Origin of the sequence: Arthrobacter sp. KNU-44 (assembly GCF_051843155.1) — a bacterium.
In the GTDB taxonomy this organism is placed as follows: Bacteria; Actinomycetota; Actinomycetes; order Actinomycetales; family Micrococcaceae; genus Arthrobacter.
Map to the genome: position 1 here is coordinate 4,476,765 of NZ_JBPXNG010000002.1, position 20,228 is coordinate 4,496,992.

The following is a 20,228-nucleotide window of genomic DNA, read 5'->3' on the forward strand; positions in this document are numbered from 1 at the left end:
GGCGCTCTGTCTTCCGGGGCTATCCGACCGGGTTGGTCGTCTGGCAGGTCTGGTCCTGGGCGGTCTGGGCAACCACATCGTTGGGCTTAGGGGCCGGAAGCGTGGGCTTGTCCCCGGTAGCGAAGTCTTGCCCGGCGTAGAGCTGGACTCCCTGGACGCTGGCGACCTGCTGCACGCTCGCCGACGGCAACCCGAACATTGCTGCGACGTCCGCAGCAACGTCGGCGAATCCGGCACCGTAGTAGACCATCGTCTGTGGCCTGGCATCGGCTTGGATCTTGGCCAGCTTCGTGAATCCACCGGCGGAGAGCAGCGATCCGATCTCCTGGCTCCTGCCGGTCACGCCCGTTCCATTGGCGACGGTGACCGGTTGGAGCGCCTTGTTGTATCCGGCCTTCGGAGCTTCGGTCGATGGAGCAGGGGACGCCGCGGCGCTTGGTGCGGGCTGGCTGAGGTCGGGGCTCTTCGTCAAGGCAGCAAAGAAGTTGCTCGCCGCCGGTTGGTCGAGGTCGAGCCGGTTGGGGTCGGACGCCGCCGGGACGTTGGGCACGGTGATGAAGTTGACCTTCGCCGGGTCAATGTTCTTGAGCCTGCCCGCGATGGTCAACAGGGCCGGAACCGAGGCGAGACCGTTGTCGACGGTGAGGTTCTTGGTGACGGTATCGGCAATGCCGAGCATCTTCTGGGGGTTTCCGAGCGTTCCGTCAGCCTTGAGCTTCCGCACGAGGGAACCAAGGAACGATTGCTGCGCCTTGATCCGTCCGAGGTCTCCGCCATCGGAAAATGCATGGCGGGTGCGCAGGAAGGCCAGGGCCTGGTCGCCTTCCACCTGTGAGGTGCCCTTGGGCAAATGCAATCCGGAATCGGGGTCGTTGACCGCAGCGCTCACGCAGACGTCGACGCCACCGACGGCCTTCGATAGTTCGGTCACTGCGTTGAAGTCGGCCATCATGAAGTGGTCAACCTCCAAACCCGTGAGCTTGTTGACGGTGTCAACAGCGCAGCCGATGCCAGCCTCGGCCATGGCACTGTTGATCATGGCATTTTGCCGTTCAGGGTATTGCTTGCCTGTTTTGTTGTCAGTGCAGGCCGGAACGTCGACCAGCAAGTCCCGGGGGAAACTGATGACGTTGACATGGTTGTTGTCCGCGGAAATATCCAGCAACATCATGACGTCCGATTGGCCGTAGCCGGAGGATTGATCGGTGGTGCCGAACTGCCCGTTCTTCCCGCTTCTGGTATCAGTGCCCAGGACGAGGATTTGAAGCCGGTCCTTGCTGTCGTCCACCGGTCCTTCCGTCCTGACGCCGCCGGCGCCGAGTGCGGATGATGAGATGTTGGACTGAAGGCGCCATACCCAATACCCTCCGAACGCGATGACTGCGATCAGCAAGACAGCCACTGCGGCGCTCGTGATTTTGAACCAGCGGGGCGAGCGGCGAAAGCTGAACCGCCGGCTGCGGGCAGCCAGCTTTCCCTGGCCCGGGTAGGCAACAGGGGGTGACTGACCCGACTCCGGGCTGGGTGCATCGTGGCGAGTGACCAAAAGGGGAACTACCTCTCCAGGGGAAATACGGACGGCCCTATTGTAGCCGGGGGGTCTGGGAAGCTTCCGTGAGGCCCGCGGTACCTAGTGCAGATACCGCGCAATGATTCAATGGAAACATGACTCTGAGTTCACTTGCGGCGTTCGTCGGATTGTGCGTGATTTTGGCGCTCACGCCGGGCCCGGACTCGTTCCTCGTCCTGAGGTACAGCCTTTCAAACGTCAAGGCCGGCCTCTCGGCCGGCCTCGGTTCTTCGCTTGGCAGCATCTTTTGGGCAGGGCTTGCTGGCATTTGATTGGCAGCCCTTCTGGAGCAGTCGGCCGAGGCCTACAGGGTAGTGAAAATCATTGGTGGCCTGTATCTGATCTACCTCGGGATCAGCGCCTTTATCCACAGCCGGCGCGGAAAGCCTACCCGCCACGAACAGGATGCCCCGGAGAACGGCCCCAAACTGCGCTCGAGTTTCTTCGCAGGACTTGTTTCGTGCATGCTCAACCCCAAAGTCGGCCTGTTCTTCCTCGCTGTGGTGCCCCAGTTCCTTCCTCCCGGGGAAGCATCCTTTGGGCAGACGATGATTCTCGGAGTAATCGACTTCGCGATTTCGATGCTCTACCTCGGAGTCCTGTCTTTGGTGGCAACCAAAGCCGTTCTCTGGCTGAAAAAGCCATCTGTGACGAAAGCACTCGAACGGACCTCTGCCGCGATCCTTACGGCGCTTGGCCTGGGGACCGCGGTTTCAGCAAACAGTTGAGCTGGGGTGACCTATTCGTTGTGAATAGTATTTGATCCCGCCCAAGGGGCCGGCCGGGTCGGGTACCTAGTGTTCCCGGTATGAGGCCTCTTCCAGTACGCAAGCCCTTGGCTGTGCAATTGTCCGTCTTCCTGCTCGCGAGCGCCGTTGGAGCTCTGGGGCTCAGCGTTCCTCCTGCAAATGCTGCGTCACCAGCTGTGTCCGTCGCTCCGGATCCAACTCCCACCAAACTGGACTTCGCCAACGTCAATGGAGATACGTGGATCGTGCCGGCCGGTGTGCGCTCCATCGATGTCCGGGTCTGGGGCTCCGCCGGCGGCGGTGGCGGACCAATCAATATTCCTGGTACCGCTTTTGTTGTGAGCAATGATGGTCCCGGCGGAGCAGGGGCCGACATTCGCGCCACGCTGCAGGTAACGCCCGGCGAGGCGCTGAAGATTTACGCTTCAACACCTGGCGGGGGAACAGGGTCGCGACACAACCCAGGCGGCGGGGGAGTGGGTTTCATTCGCGGAGGTTCAGGTGGTACCGGATCCCTCGCTGGATCTGCTGGTGGCGGTGGCGGCGGCGCGAGTGCCGTAGTCGACGGGAAGGGCACGCCGCTTGTTGTCGCCGCCGGTGGGGGCGGAGGCGCAGGCCACGGAGCTGCTTTCGTGTACTGCAACGGCGGTGCAGGCGGTGCCGCCAACCAGAATGGCCAGTCGGCTGACGGGTGGTGTGCGGGCGGGGCACCTGGCGCTGACTCGGGAGTCATCGGGCCTGTCGGCGCGGCGGGAACCGGCGGTGGCGGAGCCGGAAGTTCGTCCAGCGGCGGCGGTGGGGGCGGTGGCGGCGGCGGTTGGCTAAGTGGTTCAGGTGCTCTTGGCAGCCGCGTAGGTGGCGCCGGGGGCGGTGGTGGCGCTGGCGGCAGCAGCTATGTTGACCCCACCGCAAGCAACGTGATCAGGGGCTACAACGCGGGTAGCGGCTGGGTCAGCATCTGGTACACCCCCGACTACGCAACAACAACCAGCGTCATCTCGGCAACGAATCCTTCCATCTTCGGCACTCCCGGCGGCTACGTCGCAACAGTCCTCAACTCCGACCTCCACGGAGTGGTTCCACGTGGCGAGGTCGCAGTTATGGACAGTGGCGGCACGGAACTGGCAACCGCTCCAGTTGACGCCGCTGGAACTGCCAACATCAGTGCAATCGACCTACACGCGGGTTCCCACGATCTCACCTTCCAATACCGGCCACGCAACGCCGATTCCTACAAATTCCAGTCCTCCGCGGCATCCTTGACCCAACTCGTACAGCCTCTCGCAACGCGGATCGTCAATGCGACGGTTTCCGCCGACCTCCTGAGCAAGCCCGCTACGATAACGGGCACGGTTTCGGCTGACATCGCCGCGGCGGTCGCGAAGGTCGCGACTGCTTCGAGAGCTCTTTCTCCTGCTGTGCCCACGGGGGAAGTGACATTAAGTTCGAACGGCGATGTTCTTGGAACGGCCCCGTTGGATTCGCGAGGTGACTTCACCACCGCGATCCCCTGGGCTGAGGGTAATCGCACAGTTCAACTCAGCTACGACGGTGACACCAACTTCAGGCCCGCCGAACCGGTAATGATTCAAGTGAACGCCGCGCGGGCCCAACCGACGGTCCTTCTTGTTCCATCGTCGACTTCCATCTCGGAAGGCCGGACCGTGGACCTACGAGTAAATGTCACGGCGAGCAGCGCGCTTCCGGTGCAGCCTGGCGGAACCGTCATTCTGACAGTTGACAACCAGGTCCGCCTGACCGCGGAGACCTTGGTCTCCGGCTCGGCCGCCGTCACCCTTCCGGCGTTGTCCACGGGGAACCACGAAATAACGGTGGAGTACTCGGGGGACGCCTATTTCCTGCCCGCCTCGGGAACGCCGGCTTCGGTCACAGTGACGGCTCCGGTCGTGCCAACGGTCCCGGCATCACCCGGAGCGCCAGGCATGGCGTCATCCATCGTGGTCTTGCCCACGGCATCGACAGCGTCGTATGGCAACCTGGCGTACACCGGGTCTAACGGTCCGGTCTTCACAGGATTGTGTCTCGGGGCCGTTGCCGCGCTCGTTCTGGGTCTGTTCCTCCGACTCTGGAGCCGACCTCGACACATTGGCAGAACCCGCGGCCCACAGGGATGAAAAGGCTGATCTGCCAATAATATGGCGGCATGACGTCACGTACGGTCGTACATCCCGCTCTATCAAGCGATGACACTCCCGCCGCTGTACTGAAACGCACACGCCAGTACCGTGGCGGGATTGTCGTGCTCACTGGGATTCAGGGGATAGGAAAAACGACGTGGTGCTTGCAGTTCATGGATGCCCTAAGGCGGGCAAACGTGGTGGCGTGCAGTGCGGACGCTTTTGAAAGTAGCCTTCCACTCTCCTTTGTTGACAAGCTTCTTGTGGCCTTGGGCCATCGCGAGGCCGAGCCCCTCTCGGATCCGGTCATTGCGGCCCGCCAACTATTGTCTGCGCTAGCTTCCCGGCCGAAGAACATTAGTTGCATTGTCGTGGACAATGCCCAATGGATAGATGAACGCTCCGCCAAGACCCTGCGGTTCGTGCTGCAGAGACTCGCCGACGACAGGATCACAGTTGTCTTGGCAGGTGTTTCAGGGCCCGGTACCGCAGCCATCGATCGGATGGTGGCTGATGACCTGTCCAGGGGCTTTATCAAACGGGTCGCCATGGAACCGCTGAGTCCGGAACAGGTCCAGGATTACGTGGCGCGGGTCTGGGATCGAACGATGTCGGCGCGTACGGCTGAACGGCTTCGATGGAGCACCGGAGGTACTCCCTTGTTGATCAACGCCGCAATGGAGCATGCCGCCGGGCCCGAATATTCCGCCCAGAACCCCTGGCCCGATGCCCTGCCGTACATCGCCCCTGGAAACAATCCCTTTGCCGCCATGCTCGACGCATTGGAGCTTGGACCTGCCCGATCCGTCGTCGAGTTCGTGTGTGTCAGTCGCGACCCAATTGAACAAGAGCGCTTGCAGCGGATTGGCTCCGCTTTGAATGAACCAACGGATGTCGCGGCAGCATTGGCGAGCGGGCTCGTCCGGGGCACACGGGTCGGGCAGACCGTTCAATTGCGCCCGTTTCGTGATCTGCTCGCTGTCGGGGTGCGGGACAACCTCAAGAGCCACCGCTTGTCTTCCATCCACCGCGCGATTGCAGGCGAACTCGATGATCCGAGACTTGCGCTGCAACATCGATTGCTGGTGCAGGAACCCGGGACGGCCGCACTCTATGCGGATGTGACCTCCGGCGTCGATCACGCTTTGGCCGATGGCCAGCCGGAACTCGCGTTGCAATACCTACGCTCGGCGATGGACAGGTTCCAGGGAAGCCGCCGGGACGACTGCATCATCGAAGCCTGCATCGTTGCGTCCGTCCACCATTGCATTGCCGAAGTGATGGACCTTCTGCCTCAGGTGCAATCCATGCGTCCCGGCGTAGTGCGGGACTTCGCGCTGTTGCAGTTGCTTCAAATGAGGCCGGATCTGGACCGTGTCGGCCAATTTGCCGAAGAGCTGATCGCGAAAGAACTGAACCACCCTGACGAGGCCCTGCTGCGGGCCCACATTTCGTTGGCGATAGTCGTTTCACGCATGGTCTCCGACGATAAGTCCTCCACCGCCGTCGCTGTCGCCCAAGCTCACCGATACCTGGAGCAGCTGAGCCAGTCCAAGGGGGCGGTACACGACCCTAGGCTTCGGCACCTGCCCTCAGGCAGGGACCTGGGCCTGCAATTCGATGGATTCAACCTCATCGGTGCAAGCGGCACCGAGGATCCAAACCTGATCTCGAAGGCTTTTGCGTCGCTCAGTGCACGGATCGCTGGAGCGAACGACAGTCCTGCCTTGGCCGACGCATTGACCTGCAGAGCCGGCTTCCTCAGCGTGACCGGTGGCATCGAACAGGCCACGGTCGATCTGGAGAGAGCCATGGAAGTCTCGGCTTCGACCGGGGCGGGCCTGGCAATCGGGCACACCAGGGTTGTGCTCGCATACTGCTATTTCCTGCTGGGAAGGGTGCCGGAAATGCTGACGGTGGTCCGCACGGCGCAATTGCTTTCTCTGGATGTCAGCGATGTTTCCTCCCGCCCCCTCGTTTTCTCGATGTCCGCGGTCCTCGAGGCAGTACAGGGCCGTTCGGAATCATACGAAGCTGCCTTGCGCCGCGCGGAAGAAGTCCGAATGAGCGAATATGACACTTTCGGAGTCGAACTCAGCGGCCTTGCAAAGCTCGAACGAGCCCGTTCCTTGGCCGAATGGCAACAACAGCTGGACGCATCAGAGGCGATCACACTAGCCACGCCATCGACACACAGTTACAGGATTGACGCCTTGGCTGGACTGGGTCGTGCGGAGGAAGCGGACAGGTTGTTGCAGGCCTGCAAGGACATGAATGGTCGCGGATGGTGGCCGGTGTATGGCTCGCTGGACTGGTTGGAAGGCAGGGTCAGCGAAGCGTATGGACTATCCAGCCAGGCGGCCAAGTTCTACCGGCTTGCGGCGAAGGAATCGCGCTTCCCTTTGTCGCAGGGCATTGCCCACCTCGACCTTGGCCGGCTGCTCATCTCGATGGGAAACACCAAAGCCGGTGCGACCGCCCTGAGGGGTGCCGTAAGGATCTTCCTTGCACTCGGCGCCGCGCCGTACCTCAGCCGTGCGATGAAGTTACTCGACGGGCTGAGCGACAGGCCCGCCAATCCGTACCTACAGGCATTCGAGTCCCTTACTGGACGGGAACGGGAAATCGCCTTTTATGCCGAACGAGGCATGACCAACAAGCAAATCGCCGCCCAGCTATTTGTTTCGCCCGCCACCGTGAACTTCCATATCCGGAATGTCCTGGCCAAGCTCGGCCTCCGCTCTCGGCGGGAACTCGGCCAGCTATTCAGTGCCGGTTTTGAAGGCTCCGCTCCGAGCCAAGCCCGCACGCCCTTGCGTCATCCCTTCTGATCATCGCGGCGTTTCTCCCATTCGGTCATGAGTTCGGGGAGCCGGGCATCCAGGAATCTGTAGAAGCTCGCCATTTCCTCCAGCCGGCCGGCGGCCGTGGAGGTGCGCTCACCAATTGCTTTGCTTGCGGCGTCGGCGAGGTCTGCGAGCGCGCGGTAGACCGGACGTTCCTGGGCGAAGGCTGCCAACCAGGAATTGGGCGGAACCTCGTAACGGTCACGGCGACTGCCGGGCTGGGCCACCCTCCTCACGATTGCTATGGATTGCAGATAGCGCACCGCCCCGGAGATTGCTGCTGCGCTGACACCGAGCACCGCACCTAGTTCGAGTGCCGTCAGGCCCCCGTCTTCCGCGACGGTCAGCGCCATGAGAACGCGCGCAGGCATTTTGGGCATGCCGGCGGCAGTAAGGATGGCGGCCGATTGTTCGGCCGCCTCGCGAAGTGCTCGTTCGTCTCTGGCCATTCGTTGCTTTCCTTTCTCGGCCTGCCGGTCCGGCCGTTCCTCGGCGCTAAGCCGTGTTCAGTTCTCGCCGCTTCATGCCCGCTGTCGCCACAATCGCGACCACCACCGCGATGCACAACATCCATAAGCCACCGCTCCAGTCCGTGGAGGTGCCGATCGGCACGGGGGAGTGGGTGAACGGTGAAATGTCGCGAATCCATTCAGGCATGCCCACGAGCCCGCCGAACAGCCCGAATACCGTGCCGAGGCCCAACAAGGTCCACCCCAGGCCAACCGTCCACGCGGGCAGCGCGACGAACACGAGCGCCAGCACGCTGAGGTACGTCAATGCTGCCGGCAGCTGGGCGGCTGCCGCGGCGAAGGAGTCGCCGACGCGCGCTGAGTCATCGCCCACTGCCACGGCGCTGAGCCCGGACGCCGCAGCCCCGCTGAGAAGCACCAGCGCGATTGAAGCGGTGCCCACAGTAAGGTAGCCAATCAGCCACCGGGCTCGTGATACCCGCGTCGCGAGCACTTGCTCAGCTGTTCCGGCGACCTCTTCCTGACGCATCCTGATGATGACCTGTGTTGCGCAGGCGGCGGCAAGCACGCCGACCATCACGAAGATCGCCGAGATAAAGAGCTGGACGAGCGAACCTTTGCCTCCGGGAATGAGGCCTTCCATGATCTTCTGCACATTTGGGTCGGCTGTTGCCGCACCGGCGACCGCATGGGCAAGGCTCCCCGTAAGCAGGCCTCCGAACGCGCTGCCAACGCACCAGCCCACCACTGTGGGCCACTGCAGTCGCCATGCGAGACCCAGTGACGTGGAGAGGGAGCTACGGGCGTCAACGCGGCCGAGGCGGCCGGCGAGCAGGCTGGCGCCGCTGTCGCGTTGCGCCTGGAGGACGAACACGAGCGAGAGAAACGCAGCACTGAGTGCCAGGTTGAGCAGCAGGGGGGTGAGAGTGTTCGCGTTATAGGCAAGGGTTTGCTGGCCCCAGCCGATGGGCGAGGCCCAACTCCACCATGACACCGTCATGTGGAGGTGGTCGGCCGAAGGGGTTCCGAGGGCGTCACCGATCCCGCGGATGACGTACGCGGCTGTGACTGCAGCCGCGGCCACGCCGTTCGCGCCGCGGGAGGTGCGCATGAGTTGGGCGGCGAATAGTCCGACAGCGAGGAAGGTGAGTCCGACGGCCGCCGTCGCGCAGCCCGCGACGAACGATCCTCTCGCGTCCAGTCCGCCGGCAATGAAGGCGAGCGCCACGAACAGCCCGATAAAAACGTTGACGAGGGCGCCGTAGATGATCGTGGCTACCGTGGGCAAGGTACGGCCGGCCGGAGTCGCGGCGAGGAGTTCGGCCCTTCCGGACTCCTCCTCGGCCCGCGAGTGCCGTACCGACAGGAAGGTGTTCATGAGGCCGGCGAGCACGGCGATGAACGTGAAGATTTCGAAGAAGACGAATTGATCAAGTCCGCCTCCTTCGGGTGTTCCCCGAAGCATCAGAATGCTCGGGTTGGCGACGGCGAGCTGCAGGATGTTCTCGCGTCCCGCGGGGTCGCCGTACGTCTTTTCAACCGCGGAGACGGAGAAGAGAGCCAGTAGTGCGATGCCGACAATCCAGATCAGCAGCTGCAGGCGGTCACGCCGCAGTCGCTGAAGGAGCAACGTGACAAGAGTGCTCATCGCACGCTCGCCTCCTTGGCGGCTTCCCGACGTCGGGCCTTGCGTGAGTGGGGCAGCGCGAGCGAGGCTTCAGCCGGATTGAGCTCATCGCCGTAGTGCCGCAGGAACAGTTCCTCGAGCGACGGGGGAGCGACCCTCAGGCCTTTGACGTCGAGTTCCGTCAGCACAGGCAGCAGGGACGAAATCTTGTCACTGTCCACGGTGAAGCGGGCACGACCGTTGACAAGGGCTACGTCGTGGACGGATGGAATGCGGGCAATGTCGGCATCCGTCAGGCCGTTGCGTGCGAATGACACCTCTGTGCGAGTCAGATGGCGCAGCTCCGCAAGGGTTCCGGATTCCACCGTCTTGCCGGCGCGGATGATGGTCACGCGATCGCAGAGTTGCTCGACCTCGGACAGGATATGGCTCGAGAGCAGCACGGTGCTGCCTAGCGAAGCCACACGTCTGATCTCCTGGTTGAAGACGCCTTCCATGAGTGGATCGAGCCCGCTGGTGGGTTCATCGAGAATGAACACGTCGGCCGGCGACGCAAACGCGGCTACCAGGGCTACTTTCTGGCGATTGCCTTTCGAATAGGATCGGCCTTTCTTGGACGGGTCCAACTGGAAGACTTCAATGAGCCTGGCCTTGCGCTCAGCGTATGCGGCCTTGTCGTCCGTGCCGCCGCGCAAGCGGCTGAGCAGGTCGATCGCCTCGCCACCGGAGAGGTTGGGCCACAGGCTGACATCGCCGGGGACGTAAGCAATGCGCTTGTGCAGTTCCACCGCGTCCGTCCACGGGTCCTGGCCGAAGACCGTCGCGCTTCCGCCGCTGGCCCGTGCAAGACCTAGTAACACCCGGATGGTGGTGGACTTTCCCGCGCCGTTTGGGCCAAGGAATCCGTGCACCTCCCCGGCGTCGACAGAGAGGTCGAGTCCGTCGAGTGCGCGAACCCGTCCGTAGCGTTTCTCAAGGCCTCGGGCCTCAATCACTGTGTTCATGGTTCGAACGCTACGCTCGATTCACAAATTTGTGAATGTTCTTAACGGAACCTTAATGCGGCGGCGGATCGCTCGCACCGCCACGCGGCGCACAAGAGGCCGGTGGCGGTGCGCGGCTCGGTTCGTTGCCTGGTTCACCTCAACCTACGGAGGCAGCAGCCTTCCTGATCACGTCGGCGACCACCTTCGGCCGCGACACATATACGGCATGGCTTCCTGGCGTCTCGCTGACCGTTGCGCCTATCCGCTCTGCCATGCTGGTCTGCGCCACCGGTGGGATCATTTTGTCCTCGGTGACATGCAGATACCAACTGGGCTTCACCCGCCAGGCGGCTGAGGAAACGACTCCGCCGAGTGCTTCCAAGCCCCATGGGACCTGCGCGTCGGCCATAAATGCCGCTTCCTCGCGGGTGACGTCGCCGGCGAAGGACTCATGGAACTTATCGCGGTCGAGGAAGAGGTATCCGTCGACGGGAGGCAGGATGGGTGGCTGCGGGCCGTCGGCCGGGAACGTCCCAAGCAAAGAGTTCACTGACTCGCCTTGGTCCGGGGCGAACGCGGTGATGTAGACAAGCGCGGACACCTTTTCGTGACTGCCCGCCTCGGTGACGACGGCCCCTCCGTACGAATGACCAACGAGAACGACTGGCCCATTCGCTTTGTCAATCACTTGCAGGGTTGTTGACGTGTCGTCGGCGAGGGACTTTGTGGGGTTCTGGACGACGCGCACCTCGAAACCATCTGCCGTCAGCTCGTCGTACACACCCCGCCAGCCTGTTCCGTCGACGAATCCACCGTGAACCAGAACGATTGTTGGTTTCATGCTTTGCTCCTAACAGTGTTGGACAGGAGCAACGCTAGGCTTCCGTTCGCCCGTGGTAATCCGTCAATTGACGTACATTCAAGGACGTAAAGTGTTCGTGCCGGCCGAGAGGGCGTCACGCAAGCCGGCCCGCGTCGAGATCCCCAGCTTCGAGAAAGTACGCGAAAGATGAGTGGAGACAGTTCGCGGTGACAAGAAGAGGGACTCGGCGATCTGTTTGTTCGAGAGGCCCGTCGCCGCGAGGTCAGCAACTGCGGATTCTTGCGGGGTCAGTGCGCCGGAGCGCACCTCAGGTGCACCAAGTGCGCGAAGTTCCCGATCCGAGCGCAGGGCCCACGCAGTGGCACCCAGCTGAAGAAACATCTTCCTCGCTCCGCTGAGTTGGATCTTGGCGGCGGAGCGTTCCCGCCGGCGTCGAAGTTCCTCTCCGAACAGAAGCCGGATCCGCGCGTGATCGAACCGCCAGTGCTCAACGTCCGGGGTGGCAAGGGCAGACTCGAACTTTTCCTTCCAGTCCGGACCTTCGTCCAACAACCCGTGGGCGGCCAGGACAAGGGCACCCAACCGCGAGGAGTGGCTGGCGACTTCAGTACTTTCCAACGCCCGTAGGTGCATTTGTGCCTGGGCCCTGCGTCCCGATCGCGTGCCTGCTTCAATGAGATCGAAAGCCGACCAGATGGCGTGTGGGATGTACGCCGGAAGAATGCCTGGCGCGCTGATCGTCGCCGCATGGGTGAAGGCCTCGTCGAATCGGCCGGCCGGCAATGCCGTGAGGCACCGGATGTGCGACGAATAATTGGCGAGGGCGACAAGCCGCCGCGGCGCAGCCCAAATAAGGAGATCTTCGGCAGTGCCATGAGCGGGGGCTTCCTCTCCACGGGCCGCCTGGACGAGTGCCAACAGGAACCTGGCCGGTGCGGTGGTCAGTGCGTAACCGTGTTCTATCGAGAGGTCCATGCCCTCTTGGACCAACACCTCCAGCTCGTCCCAGCTGCCACTGAAGTAGTCGTCATTGGCGAGCAGAAAGAGCGCTTGAATGGCGGGAGTGATGGCTTCCCCTCTGCGCCCGTCTTCGACGACTTGCCAGAGGGCATCGCGCATGCCTCCGAGAGAATCGATGTATGCCCCGGCGGTGGCGAAACGCACTATGTGCAGCGGATCGGTAACGAATCGAAGTCCATCAATCGCGCGATGAAAGCGCTCGATAGATGCTCCCTCCGAGTGAGCCGCATCGACGAAAAGTCCGATCTGAAACTGGAGTACTTCCGGCAGGCCTCCGGGTGACGCCTGAGCCAGGAGAGGTTTCCAGAAGTCCCCATTGCCCCCGAAAAAACCGACCAGGACGAGTGTGTAGAGGGCTTCGGCATAATCACGGGCGTCCGCATCCGGCTCGGACGTTCCTGGTGCCAGGGCGGCAAGCAGGAGTCTGCGTGCGGTTGCAACGTCCCCCTCGCTGTTGAGCAGATCGTACGTCACAGCGATCACGGTCGCCAGCTGTGGTGGACTGGATTGGCTCCGAAGCGACTCAGCGAGCAGAGCCGGACTTTCTCCGATTGTCCCCGCAATCGATGATCCAAGATATGCCGCGCGCGCCACTCGGCGCTCACGGCCGCTGACGGAAGGAGTCAGTTCCGCAGCCCTGAGCATTGCAGCAGTTGCCCGGGTGCCGTCGCCAATCTCGATGAACCGCTGGGACACGTTTTCGAGAAGCGCCGCGACTTCCTCATCGGGGCCCGTTGCCGCCTGGCCGAGGTGCCAGGCCCGCCGTTCAGGTTCGTCGGCGAAGGCATCGGCGAGGGTTGAGTGCACGCGCCGGCGCTCTTCGTCCGTCGAGCGCTCGAACACGGCCGAGCGAATCAGCGGGTGACGAAATTCCCAACGCCCGGAACGGGAGTTGAAACGCACTACGCCCGCGCGCTCTGCTGGCGAGAAATCATTATGGCCAGCGCTCGGTGGAATGCATTTTTCGATGGTCAACCTGTTCTCGGCGCCGGCAAGGACCACGAAGAGCAACATTTCACGCGTGTGCTGAGGCAGCGCCGACAACCGGTCTTCGTAAAGAGATTTCAGTCGGTTCGTGAGGGGGAGCATGCTGGGCAACGGCTGCACACTAGGGTATTTGAGCGCAGCGGGGAGCTCGAGCAGTCCGAGTGGATTGCCAAGCGCCTCACCTTGGATCCGCCGTCGAACGCTTGCGGGCAGAGCCGGAAAACGATCGACGAGCAGAGCGTCCGCGGCGTCGTCGCTTAACGGAGGAACAAGAAGAGCCGGAAAGCCGCTGCGGACGAAGACCGTGTCCTCATCCAGTCGTGCTGCCACAAGGATCTTGGCCGATACCCCGCGAAGACGGCGGCCAAGGTAGGTCAGCGTCATGGCGGAAAGCAGGTCCATCCATGGCGAGTCATCCACCATCAGGAGCACGGAGTCCGATTTTGCGGCGGTCAGTTCCAGGAGGGAAAGCGCCGCGGCGCCCGCAACGAGGAGGCCGGGCATCGCGCCCGTCCGAAGTCCGCAGATGATGCCGATTGCCGCCTGGTGATCCGGCGCGAGCTGGGGGAGCGTGCCGATCAACGGGAGCAACAGCTGGTTGACCGTGCTGTACGGAAGTTCGGCTTCAAACTCGAGGGCCCGCGCGCCGAGCACTCGAGTGCCGTTCATGGCTGCTCGATCGCCGATGAATTCAAGCACGGCCGATTTTCCGACTCCGGGTTCTCCGGTGACCACGAGGAGGGAATCACCTCCGGACTCGTTCAGGAAAGCATCGATCCGCTCGACCTGGACATCCCGCCCATGCAACGTTGCTTCAATCAACGTGAGTCTCCGACGCGCGGCCTTCACCCATGAGGAAAGGTTAGGAGACGAGCTGAAGCGTGACAAGGATTTGCTCGCGACGGCCATGTCGCGACGGGCAGCCCGGGTGGCCACCCGCCATCGGGCTCAACGCTCCGCGGCGACGGCCGGTACGCCGCGATCAAACGCCGTCAGGAGCACCATGGATGCTCCAATGGCGACCAGAATCCAGACCAAGGTGTGGAAACCTGCGTCGGTGGCGGACGACCCAAAGGCGATGCTGATGAGGCTGGAGGAGCCGATCGCGCCCAAGTACATCGACGTCCGCAGCAAGCCCGAGGCCACGGCGATCTCCGCGGCCGTCGTTTGCAGGTACAGCGCTGCCTGATTGGCGAAACTGCTGAAACCGTTGGTCAGGCCCATCAGCAGGGTCATCCCGATGAGCAGTGCGACGCCGGAGCTGTGGTTCACCAGCAGCATCACCTCTGCGGAGAGGGTCAAAGCGACGCCTGCAAGGATCAACGGCCAGCGGACCCACGCCCGACCGGTTCAGTCGCATGCTTTGTTCCATCCACTGGCTGGCCCCGTACATCGATGCATATGTTGCCAGTGCGGCCAGGATCGTACGCAGGTAGGTACGCTGCAGCGGTCCGTTCCTGCCCAGCATCCGGACGTCGATCAGCGGACTGCGCGCATGCCGTTCCCGCAACAGCAGCGCCCCCGCCAGCACCACAGCGAGGACGGCAAGCCACCAGGCAGGCGTCGTGAGCGCCGATAGGAACACCAGCAGCGAGATGATCGCACCAGCAAAGAGGGCGATCCCCGGCAGGTCCAGCATGGTGAGCAGGCTAGCCAAGCCCTGTTTGCGGACCGGCGCGTCTTTCGCCACTCCGCGCAACGTGAGAGTGAATGCCAGCAGGGCCAGCGGAATATTGACCGCGAACAGGGCCCGCCAGCCGAACGCGCCTGCCAACACTCCACCAAGCGGCAAGCCGACGACGGCGGTCACCTGGGCTGCGATCGAAAAGTTGCCCAGGACGCGGCCCGGGACGCCGACCCCGGACTCATCGGCCCGCCGGCGGACCAGCGCCATCGCCGTCGGGTAGCACGCTGAAGTCCCGACGCCGATGAGTGCCCTCGAAATGAGCAGCACGCCCAGGTTTGGAGCCAGCACGCCCACGACACCAGCCAGCAGGAGGACAGCGACGCCGGAGAGGAAGGCCCGCCTGGGCCCGAAGAAGACGGAGAGTTTCCCCATGGTCGGTTGGGCCACTGCGCTACATAGGTACAGGACGGATATGAGTCCGGCGGTGGCGCCCGGACTCGAGCGAAAGTCAGTCCCGATGCCCACCAGCGCGGTGGCAATCATCGAGCTGTTGATCGGGTTCAGGGTGGAGCCAAGCAGGAAGGGTGCCGTGAATCTCCAACCCAGCGGGTTCGAGGGCCGATCACCCTGACCTGAAGTCTCGGCCCGAGTCGCGGACCGTGGGGGAGTCAGCAGGCGCTTGCCCGTGTCAGCTGGGTTCGGCGCCGGCCGCGTCCGGCGCGGTCACAACCGGGTGGTTTCAAGCACGTTCAGGATTTCTTGAGTCGTTCCGGTTTCGCCTAGTCGGGGAAAAATCGTCGTGACGGAGTTTTCGTGGGCGTTCATCGTCAGATCGGTCATCGCGTCAAGGGCGAGAGTGACGTTAAGGCCGGCTTCGTGGGCGCTCCGCGCAGTGGATTCCACGCCAATGCTGGTGGCCACACCGGTGAGCACCACCTGGGTCACACCAAGGTCCTCCAGGAGTGCGCCCAGGCCGGTGTTGGTGAACGCGCCCCACGTCTTCTTCGTGACGAGGTGATCGCCTGGTTGCTGGTTGAGTTCGGGCAGGAGTTCGGCGAATTCGGCTGGGAAGTCCCTTCCCGCGGTACTGCCTTGATCTGTCCGGCCGGGCGCTCCGCCGCTGACGTTGACCAGCACCACGGGCAGGCCGTGGCTGCGGAAGGCATCCGCCAAGGCAGCGGAATTCCGCACGATTGGATCGATGGGATGCGCTTTCGGGGAGGCAACTATTCCCCGCTGAAGGTCAACAATGATGAGGGCGGTCTGTGGGTCCAACGTGGTGATGGGCATGTTTCTCACGGCTCCAAAGGCGTTTGAGTAAGGCAAACTGAAAAGGTTTCCTTACTATCTAAGCGGAGTCACGTCGCACTTGGCCTGCTTACGCATATCTGAGACTAAGCACGAGGGCCTTCAGTTGGCCATATTCTTCACTCGCCATCCACGCCCTTGCCGCGCCAGGCGTTGCAAAGACGGGCTGCTTCCCGGAGTCGAAGACAACAAAAGCCGACATGACCCCATTAGGCAGGCGAATCTGGTTGGATCCGGAACTGTTCTGCGCTGGCTGAAACTCACCAGCACGCCGGACATCCATGAAGTAGTACCTGAGGCTGCCATCTGCAGGCACGGTAGGCACCCCTGTGTAAGGAGAAGGAACGGACAAGCCTTGATCCATGGCGAAGCCGAACTCGACGGGCTCCCCGGCGGCGCTTGTAATCCCCTCAACGGGAACGTGGTCCAAGACAGTCCTCTGGACCCAACCGGCAGCACCGTCACCGTACATCCCGCTGAGGACGCGTGCTACCTCCGATCCGGACGCATCGGAGACGATGGCGGATACGGAACCTGCCTTGGTCTCCGGGCTCAAATACCGTCCCTGTTCGGTGCGAACAGCCCAACCTGCCGGGTATGCAAAGGAGATGTGGCCGTCTGGAAAAGTGAAGCGCTGGAATGAGGCGGCCGGGGTAGGAACGGCGATAGAAGTCACCGGTGCGGGTACGGAAGTTGGCGTCGGCGTCGAAGAGTCGACGTGTGCAGTAACAGCAGGGGGAGGACTCGCCACCGGATCTGCGCAGGCTGAGCCCACCAGAACTAGCCCAGCCAGTAGCGATCCTATGACGAGTGAACGATTTACCATGTGCGACTTCAAGATTTCCCCCAAAATGAAATTGTGCGGGCGTTCACGCCCATCGATGGAGAATACTTCCTGCTGCCCGTTAAGTCGTGAGACACGGGTAGGTGCGTCTGGCGCGCTCGCCGGCCCGCATGAAGCGGCCGGGTTCTACAAGAGTTCGGCGATCTCCACGGCTTCACCACTTACGACAATTCCGCCTTCCGGGGGAATGTCGACAGTGAGCACACTCGGGCGGTGGACATGGCTTCCTTGGTGCACAATCACCCGGATTGGCGTCTCCACGAGCGAAAGCAACCGGAGGTATGCGCCGAAAGCCGCGGCGGCTGAACCTGTCGCCGGATCTTCAGTGATGGTTCCCACGGGGAAAAGGTTGCGCGAGTCGAACTCGCCGCCAGCAATCTCGCAGAGCGTCGTGACGGTGCCTGCCCAGCCCTGGGCATCCATCAGCGTGCGCATGGCATCCGGGTCGAAAACGAAGGAGTCGAAGGTGCTCCGTTCCTTGAAGACAAGAATAGGGTGCCAGTTTCCAGCAAAGGCGACCATCGGAGGGTAGCCCGGGTGCAGTTCGCCTTGGCCCACGCCGAGCAATCCGAGCAGGGAGTCCAGAACACCGGCGGGGAAGCCGGCTACCCGGGGCTCCACGCTCGTGAAGCTTGCCGTGATCGTGTCGCCGCCTCCCGTCGTCTCAATCACCACGGGCCCTACCTCCGTCTCGAACACAAAGGTTCCCGCACCGTCGCGCCCTGACAGGGCGACAGCCAAAGCGATTGTGGCATGGCCGCAAAACGGTACCTCGGCGATGGGGGAGAAGTACCGCACACGGTTTCGGCGGGCGTCCCCGTCAATAGTCTTCCCGGTGACAAAGACCGTTTCCGCATAACCGATCTCGGCCGCAATGGCCTGCATCCGGGCGTCGTCAAGCCCGGTTGCGTCCAGGACTACTCCGGCCGGATTTCCTCCTTCGGGAGTGGCGGTAAAGGCGGCATAGCGGAGTACGTCCGGAGTCTGTTCCATCCGGATATCGTCACACGGAAGGCGCGGTCATGATCGAACCGCTCTTGCCACGAATTAGCGTTCGACGGCGGTACCGGGCCAAGGGCGTAAAGGCTTGCGACAATGAGGGCACGTAGCGTGGATCCAGAAGGGCTCCGCGGCCGTTGTTCGACGGGGTAAAACGACATGAGGTTGACGACCACGACCAACGTCTCAGTGGACGGCGTGATGCAGGGGTTGGGCGGAGCGGACGAAGATCGCAGAGGTGGCTTCGAGCGCGGGGGATGGGCGATCCCACTTCTGGACGCCGAAACCGGGGAGTATCTCACCGAGGTCTACGGCGGTGCGTCCGCGTTCCTCTTCGGGCGGCGGACCTACGAGATCTTCGCGCCCTATTGGGGAGCGATGATCGACCCGAGCACCAACCCGATCGCGGCCGCATTGAACAACCGGCCCAAGTATGTAGCATCAACGAGCCTCACCGACCCGCAATGGGCGAGCACGACCGTCCTGGCCGGTGACCTCGCCTCAGCAATCGGCGAGCTGAAGGCACATCACGACGGCGACTTGGTTGTCCCGGGCAGCGGTGTCCTCGTCCGATGGCTGCTCGCCAACAATCTGGTCGACCGGCTCGACCTGCTCACCTATCCCGTGGTCGTCGGCCAGGGCACTCGGTTGTTCCCCGAATCCGGTCCGGACCTCGCGCTTGAACTCGTCAACTCACGGACGACGTCCCGCGGCATCACCATCCAGACTTATCGACCGGCTGGGCGTCCGGAGTACGCAACGTCGACGGTGGATCCCGAGGATGTTTTCTAGGGCGGCTGGTGTGTGGCAAGCGTTGCGACGTGAGTATGGACTCGAGACGATCGCGGTTTGGATCCTGGTAGGGGAGGAGCCCGTGATGGACGAGCGGCGCCCCCGCGGTCAGTTCCGCCTGGCGGCCAGGGCAAGGACACAACGAGCGACTGCTATTTGCCTTTAAAGCTGAGCGTGTCCGCGCCGGTCGTCCAGGTCAGGGTGTCATGGACGAACGACATTTCGATCGGGCGACCTAGGAATTGCGTGACCCATTGCTCCTGAGCAGAAGAATCGCCGACGCAGCCCATCGCCCCGACTGCGAGCTTGCCAAGTGTGAGCGTGTTCCCGGCGATCGCCGCCGGTCCGCTGATCGGATTGCACGGCGTTTTCGCTGCGAACTGAAGCCCGCCGTTGACGGAATACAGTTCTACTCTTAGCCCGCCTGCCGCCACCCACGGCAGGGCAGCGCCGTTGGACGTCCCTGAGATGCTGACGTATTGCGAACATGGGGCAGACGGCAGGAAGGACGTGCAGGTCACCACGGGAGGCATGGAAACGGTCGGGGAAAGCGTTGTAACGTCTGGCCGTGTTTTGCCTACTGGACCTGATGCACAAGAAGTCATTAGCAGGCCGAGAAATAGCAGGCAAAAAGTGTTTTGCCACAATCGTGAATGCTTCATCGAATCCCCTGAAAATGGAAGCTGATCGCAGCGTATACGTGGGCGCGGGCTTTGTCACCGGGCTTCGTTCGCAGCTTGGTTGCGACAGCGTATCACCGGGTCCTAATCTGCAAGTTCTGCGATCGGAGCACTTCTACTGGCATCCCTGCGGATCGAATGTGGGCGTATTCATCGGCCGCAGACGGATCATGCTGGAGAATTGCCCGTGTGGAAAGAACGAAACTAGTCGAGTCAGCATTCGCCGGCGTTCTCAAGTCCCGCGGGTTCCGTAAGCGGGGTCGTAACTGGTTCCGCACGACATTGGCCGGTGAATATCAGGTGGTGAACCTTCAGAAGTCCCCATGGGGAAGCGGAGACTACTACCTCAACCTGGCGTGGGACCCGTCGGTCCCTAGGGGGGAGTTTCGGTCAGAAAACCTCTGCCTTCTGAGTCTTCGAGCCGAACAAACGGATGTGATCCCGTCGATTGACTTTGTGCGACACGACGGCTTGGTAGCTCGCGACCTTCCGGGAACCATCCTGCTCGACGCCGAAATGAGCGGCCGGTTCCCGGAAGATGCCTTCGTCGAGCAACTCACTGAAGTTGTTATTATCCCGGTCGCGAACTTTATGGATAGCACGCCCTCTTTTGTCGACCTGGTTCCTTTGCTTTCTGCTAAGCCGCAGTACGCTTTCGTCCGGGTGCGGGAGGAACTCAGCCGTCGCGGTCACGACTTGCCTGCACGGTAACTAATGGACGTCTTCGGGTTCACCGAGGCAGGTAGCCAGTCGGAATTGTCA

The 20,228-nt window shown here is 62.4% G+C and carries 15 protein-coding genes and 1 pseudogene; 5 read left to right on the top strand and 11 right to left on the bottom strand.

All coding sequences use genetic code 11. From position 1 onward, the window contains the following. Positions 1–19: 19 nt before the first annotated feature. A complete protein-coding gene (locus ACSVHC_RS21980; protein ID WP_437770029.1) occupies positions 20–1,546 on the bottom strand; it encodes an LCP family protein in 1,527 nt (508 codons plus the stop codon). A 119-nt stretch (positions 1,547–1,665) separates the two neighbouring features. Between ACSVHC_RS21980 and ACSVHC_RS21985 the strand changes: the two are divergent. The 3 genes and pseudogenes from ACSVHC_RS21985 (at position 1,666) to ACSVHC_RS21995 (ending at position 7,288) form a co-directional block, all read left to right on the top strand. Further along, positions 1,666–2,298 (top strand): annotated as a pseudogene (locus ACSVHC_RS21985) (LysE family translocator). 80 nt (positions 2,299–2,378) lie between these two features. Further along, positions 2,379–4,454: an Ig-like domain-containing protein gene (locus ACSVHC_RS21990; protein ID WP_439181308.1), complete on the top strand. Its 2,076-nt coding sequence runs from the start codon at positions 2,379–2,381 to the stop codon at positions 4,452–4,454. A gap of 29 nt (positions 4,455–4,483) precedes the next feature. Next, the gene (locus ACSVHC_RS21995; RefSeq protein ID WP_437770026.1) at positions 4,484–7,288 is read left to right on the top strand and encodes a helix-turn-helix transcriptional regulator; all 2,805 of its coding nucleotides are present in this window, start codon (positions 4,484–4,486) and stop codon (positions 7,286–7,288) included. Here ACSVHC_RS21995 and ACSVHC_RS22000 read toward each other — a convergent pair. The 9 genes from ACSVHC_RS22000 to ACSVHC_RS22040 form a co-directional block, all read right to left on the bottom strand. After that, positions 7,276–7,752: a GbsR/MarR family transcriptional regulator gene (locus ACSVHC_RS22000; protein ID WP_437770025.1), complete on the bottom strand. Its 477-nt coding sequence runs from the start codon at positions 7,750–7,752 to the stop codon at positions 7,276–7,278. The two genes, ACSVHC_RS21995 and ACSVHC_RS22000, sit on opposite strands and share 13 nt — an antisense overlap. Before the next feature lie 46 nt (positions 7,753–7,798). Further along, on the bottom strand, positions 7,799–9,421 hold the full coding sequence (locus ACSVHC_RS22005; protein WP_437770024.1) for an ABC transporter permease: 1,623 nt from the start codon (positions 9,419–9,421) through the stop codon (positions 7,799–7,801). Continuing rightward, the gene (locus ACSVHC_RS22010; RefSeq protein ID WP_437770023.1) at positions 9,418–10,404 is read right to left on the bottom strand and encodes an ABC transporter ATP-binding protein; all 987 of its coding nucleotides are present in this window, start codon (positions 10,402–10,404) and stop codon (positions 9,418–9,420) included. Before ACSVHC_RS22010 ends, ACSVHC_RS22005 begins: the two co-directional genes overlap by 4 nt. 139 nt (positions 10,405–10,543) lie before the next feature. Then, the gene (locus ACSVHC_RS22015) at positions 10,544–11,227 is read right to left on the bottom strand and encodes an alpha/beta fold hydrolase (RefSeq protein ID WP_439181309.1); all 684 of its coding nucleotides are present in this window, start codon (positions 11,225–11,227) and stop codon (positions 10,544–10,546) included. A 78-nt stretch (positions 11,228–11,305) separates the two neighbouring features. Then, positions 11,306–14,038 (bottom strand): LuxR C-terminal-related transcriptional regulator, encoded by a 2,733-nt coding sequence (locus ACSVHC_RS22020; RefSeq protein WP_437770021.1) that lies wholly within the window; start codon positions 14,036–14,038, stop codon positions 11,306–11,308. Between the two features lie 160 nt (positions 14,039–14,198). Continuing rightward, the gene (locus tag ACSVHC_RS22025) at positions 14,199–15,518 is read right to left on the bottom strand and encodes an MFS transporter (protein ID WP_439181409.1); all 1,320 of its coding nucleotides are present in this window, start codon (positions 15,516–15,518) and stop codon (positions 14,199–14,201) included. Positions 15,519–15,566: 48 nt separating this feature from the next. Then, positions 15,567–16,133, bottom strand: coding sequence for a cysteine hydrolase family protein (locus ACSVHC_RS22030; RefSeq protein WP_439181310.1), 567 nt, complete (start codon positions 16,131–16,133; stop codon positions 15,567–15,569). An 88-nt stretch (positions 16,134–16,221) separates the two neighbouring features. Further along, a complete protein-coding gene (locus ACSVHC_RS22035) occupies positions 16,222–16,707 on the bottom strand; it encodes a hypothetical protein (protein ID WP_437770018.1) in 486 nt (161 codons plus the stop codon). 414 nt (positions 16,708–17,121) lie between these two features. After that, on the bottom strand, positions 17,122–17,988 hold the full coding sequence (locus tag ACSVHC_RS22040) for a PhzF family phenazine biosynthesis protein (RefSeq protein WP_437770017.1): 867 nt from the start codon (positions 17,986–17,988) through the stop codon (positions 17,122–17,124). A gap of 165 nt (positions 17,989–18,153) precedes the next feature. Between ACSVHC_RS22040 and ACSVHC_RS22045 the strand changes: the two genes are divergently transcribed. Beyond that, a complete protein-coding gene (locus tag ACSVHC_RS22045) occupies positions 18,154–18,786 on the top strand; it encodes a dihydrofolate reductase family protein (protein WP_437770016.1) in 633 nt (210 codons plus the stop codon). Between the two features lie 152 nt (positions 18,787–18,938). Here ACSVHC_RS22045 and ACSVHC_RS22050 read toward each other — a convergent pair whose 3' ends face one another. Then, a complete protein-coding gene (locus ACSVHC_RS22050; RefSeq protein WP_437770015.1) occupies positions 18,939–19,310 on the bottom strand; it encodes an META domain-containing protein in 372 nt (123 codons plus the stop codon). A 345-nt stretch (positions 19,311–19,655) separates the two neighbouring features. Between ACSVHC_RS22050 and ACSVHC_RS22055 the strand changes: the two genes are divergently transcribed. Beyond that, entirely contained in the window at positions 19,656–20,177 is a 522-nt protein-coding gene (locus tag ACSVHC_RS22055) for a DUF4304 domain-containing protein (RefSeq protein WP_437770014.1), read from the top strand. Positions 20,178–20,228: the final 51 nt, after the last annotated feature.